The 4,310-nt window shown below is 64.3% G+C and carries 1 protein-coding gene and 1 pseudogene; both read left to right on the plus strand.

Going from position 1 to position 4,310, the window contains the following annotated elements; translation table 11 throughout:
• Nucleotides 1–171: pseudogene (locus PMI15_RS22670) on the plus strand (SDR family NAD(P)-dependent oxidoreductase); the annotation flags it as partial.
• 403 nt (nucleotides 172–574) lie between these two features.
• Nucleotides 575–4,310 (plus strand): S-layer family protein (locus PMI15_RS22675; RefSeq protein ID WP_162130770.1); only part of this gene is annotated, 3,736 nt, incomplete at its 3' end.

Consider the following 4,310-nt stretch of genomic DNA (forward strand, 5'->3'; position numbering starts at 1 on the left):
GGCTTGCCGCGGCCGCCGCGCCTGGCACGCGGCAATGCTCGGGAAGCTCTCCCCCCGGTGTTGCTGAGCTTCATGAGCGAATCGCGCCGGCTGGACAACAGCCGCCTCAAGCGCGAATTGCGGCTTCGCCTGCGTTACCCGACGGTGGAAATCGGCCTGCGCGAGCACTGAAAAGCCTCAGAGTCCGCGCGGCGGAGTCCCTTCGCAGTGGTCGACTATTCGTAACTGTATGTTTCTCGCAACGCATTCGTAAATGGATGTTACAACCAAAGAAGTAACCATTTGAAACATTTCGTTCCGGCGCGGAACCGTTTCTATTAACCGTAAAAAGATCTTTTTTTGAGCTGATCTGCTGCTATTCCTTTCTGCATACCATCACTTCGAACGACCCTCTCTTGCAATCGGCTGACAAAAAGGGTCTTGCGGAGTGTGAAAAATGCACAAAAAAAATTCGTTGGACAGCGCAAAAACTGCGGGAGTTGTAACCAATATCCAAGGTCGGGCGCCCCTCACGGCTCCGCCTTTTCTTGACGCGCTGGGCCGGGCCGCCGGCCGTGCGGCCGGCAGATGGGCCTTGCGCAAACCCGCAACAGCCGTTTTGCTGCTTGGCGCGGCCACGGCCCAGGCCGGGCCGGTGGACGGCCAGGTCACCTCGGGCGCGGCCAGCATCTCCCAGAGCGGGGCTAACACCACCATCACACAGTCCAGCCAGAACGCCTCCCTGAACTGGAAGAGCTTCAACGTCGGCGCGCAGGAAAGCGTCAAGTTCGTGCAGCCCTCGGCGAGCGCCATCGCGGTCAACCGCATCCTGGACACCCAGGGCAGCCAGATCCTGGGCCAGCTCAATGCCAACGGTCAGGTCTACCTGATCAACCCCAACGGCGTGCTCTTCGGCGCCGGTGCCCAGGTCAATGTGGGCGGGCTGGTCGCTTCCACGCTGGACGTCAAGGATGCGGACCTGGGCAGTGCCCAGCGCACGTTCAGCGGCAGCGGCTCGGGCAGTGTGATTAACCTGGGCACCCTCAATGCGGCCCCGGGCGGCTATGTCGCCCTGATCGGCAACACGGTGAGAAACCAGGGCAGCATCAACGCCCCCAAGGGCAGCGTGGCGCTGGCGGCCGGCAGCGCGGCCACACTGACCTTGCAGGACAACCAGCTGCTCAAGGTCGTGGTCGACCAGAGCGTGCTCAACAGCCTGGCCGAAAACGGCGGGCTGATCCAGGCCGACGGCGGGCAGGTGTTCCTGAGCGCCGGCGCCCGGGACTCCCTGCTGGCCAGTGTGGTCAACAACAGCGGGGTGATCCAGGCGCGCACCGTGGAAAACCGCAACGGCACCATCATCCTGCTGGGCGGCATGGCCGCCGGCACCGCCAAGGTCGCTGGCACGCTGGATGCCTCGGCGCCCAATGGCGGCAACGGAGGCTTCATCGAGACCTCGGGCGCGCACGTCAACATTGCCGACAGCGTCCGGATCACCACGGCGGCCCCCACCGGCAACAGCGGCACCTGGCTGATCGACCCGGTGAACTTCACCGTCGCCGCCTCGGGCGGGGACATCACGGGCGCCGCGCTGGGCACCAACCTGGGCGCGGGCAATGTCGTTATCCAGAGCAGCAGCGGCGCCGCGGGCACGGCGGGCGACGTCAACGTCAACGACGTGGTGAGCTGGAGCGCCAACCAGCTGACGCTGAACGCGCAGAACAACATCAACATCAACGCCAACCTCAACGCCTCGGGCACGGGCAAGCTGGCGCTGGAATACGGCCAGGGCACGACAAGCGGCGCCGGCAGCTCTTACAACGTCAACAACGGCGCGAAGGTCAACCTGCCGGCGGGCAACAACTTCAGCACCAAACGAGGCAGCACCGGCGCCACCCTGGGCTATACCGTGATCACCGACCTGGGCGCCGCAGGCAGTACCACCGGCACTGATCTGCAGGGCATCAGCGGCGGCCTCGGCGGGCGCTATGTGCTGGGGGCCGACATCGATGCTGCGCCCACCAGCACCTGGAACAGCGGTTTGGGTTTTGCGCCCCTGGGAACAGGGAACAGCGGCTGCACCCCCAACTGCTTTTACGGCACTTTTGACGGCTTGGGCCACACCATCACGGGCCTCACCATAGACCGCACGACCCGGTTCACCGGCCTGTTTGGATCCACCTCGCCGGCCAGCGTCATCCGCAATGTGGGCCTGGTGGGCGGCATGGTCAGGAGCTCCAACAGCGATACGGGTGCGCTCGCGGGATGGAATGACGGCACCATCAGCAACAGCTACGCCAGCACGAACGTGTTCGGAGGCGGCGATACCGGGGGGCTGGTGGGGGGAACCAGCGGTAACTCCAAAATCGACCATAGCTACGCGACAGGCACTGTGAATGGATCGGTTTTCACCGGTGGGTTGGCGGGGTACAACCAGGGGGAAATCAGCAACAGCTATTCCACCGGTGCCGTAACCGGCGGTCAGTATGCCGGTGGACTCGTTGGCTACATGCTCCATACCGGCGCCATCAGCAGCAGTTATTCGAGTAGCGCCGTGAACGGTAACAGCGACACCCACGGCGGCTTGGTCGGGCTCTGGAGCGGCAGTGGCGGAAGCATCAGCAACAGCTATGCCACGGGAGCCGTCACCGGTACCACCAAGACGGGCGGGCTGGTGGGGGACATGAGCAACAGCGGCGGCACCATCACCAACAGCTATGCCGCCGGGCAGGTGACGGGTACCGCCGGCAGCGTTGGCGGATTGGTGGGGAGCTATACGACAGGAACCATCAGCGGCAGCTTCTGGGACAGCACGACAACCGGGCAGGCCACCAGCGCAGGCGGCGGCACCGGCATGACCACTGCCCAGATGCAGCAACAAGCCAACTTCAGCTCGGCCACGGCCGCCAACGGCAACGTCAACCCGAACTGGGATTTGGCCAACGTCTGGCGGATTTATGACGGGAACAGCCGCCCCCTGCTCAAGTCACTCATGACGCCCACCACGGTCACCGTCGGCAACACCAGCAAGACCTACGACAAGCTGGCCTGGAATGGCGGAACCGGCATCAGCTGCTCCAACGTGGCCTGCGGCAGCTTGTCGGGAACCATCAGCTTCGGCGGAAACGCCCAGGGAGCGGTCAATGCCGGCAGCTATGCGGTGACGGCGTCCGGCCTGTACTCCAACCAGCAGGGCTACGACATCAGTTATGCCAATGGCACTCTGACCGTGAATCCCGCCAGCCTGGTGGTCACGGGCGTGAGCGCAGCCAACAAGGTGTACGACGCCGGCGTGGGCGCTACCTTGAACGGAACAGCGAGCGTCACGGCCATTGCCGGTGACACGGTGAGCGTGACCGGTGTGGGCAGCGGCACCTTTGCCGACAAGAACGCGGGCAATGGCAAGGCCGTGACCGTGACCGGCTACACGCTGAGCGGAGCTGACGCCGGCAACTACACCGTGGTGCAGCCCACGGGGCTGACGGCAAACATCACACCGGCCAGCCTCGCTGTCACCGGTGTGAGCGCGGCCGGCAAGGTGTATGACGGCACCCGTGCCACCACGTTCAATGGCAGCCCGACCGTTACGCCCCTGGGTACTGATGTGGTGCTTGTGGGCGGCGGCAACATCGGCATGTTCGTCGACAAGAACGTGGGCAACGGCAAGGGCGTCACCGGCACCAACTACTTCCTGGGCGGCGCCGATGCCAACAACTACGTCATCGTGCAGCCCACGGGAACCGCGAACATCACGCCTGCCAACCTCACCGTCAGCGGTGTCACCGCCCAGAACAAGGTATACGACGCCAGCGACGTGGCAACGCTGAGCGGAACAGCCAGCGTCGCGGCCTTCGCAGGCGACACGGTGACCGTCAGCGGCACTGGCAGCGGCACGTTCGCCAACAAGAATGTGGGCAACGGCAAGGCCGTGACCGTCACGGGCTATACATTGAGCGGTGCGGATGCCGGCAACTACAGCGTCGTGCAACCGATCAACCTCAATGCGAACATCACACCGGCCAGCCTGGCTGTCACCGGTGTGGGGGCAAACAACAAGGTATACGACACCACCGCCAACGCCACGCTCAATGGCACAGCCAGCGTCACGGCCCTCGCCGGTGACACGGTGACCCTGGGGGGTACCGGCAGCGGTACCTTCGCCAACAAGAACGTCGGCAACGGCAAGACCGTCACTGTCACGGGCTATACGCTGGGCGGTGCCGATGCCGGCAACTACGTCCTTGCGCAGCCTTCCGGCGTCACGGCCAACATCACGCCAGCGAGCCTCACGGTCACAGGGGTTGGTGCCAACAACAAGGTATACGACACCA

Origin of the sequence: Polaromonas sp. CF318 (assembly GCF_000282655.1) — a bacterium.
Taxonomy (GTDB): Bacteria; Pseudomonadota; Gammaproteobacteria; order Burkholderiales; family Burkholderiaceae_C; genus Polaromonas.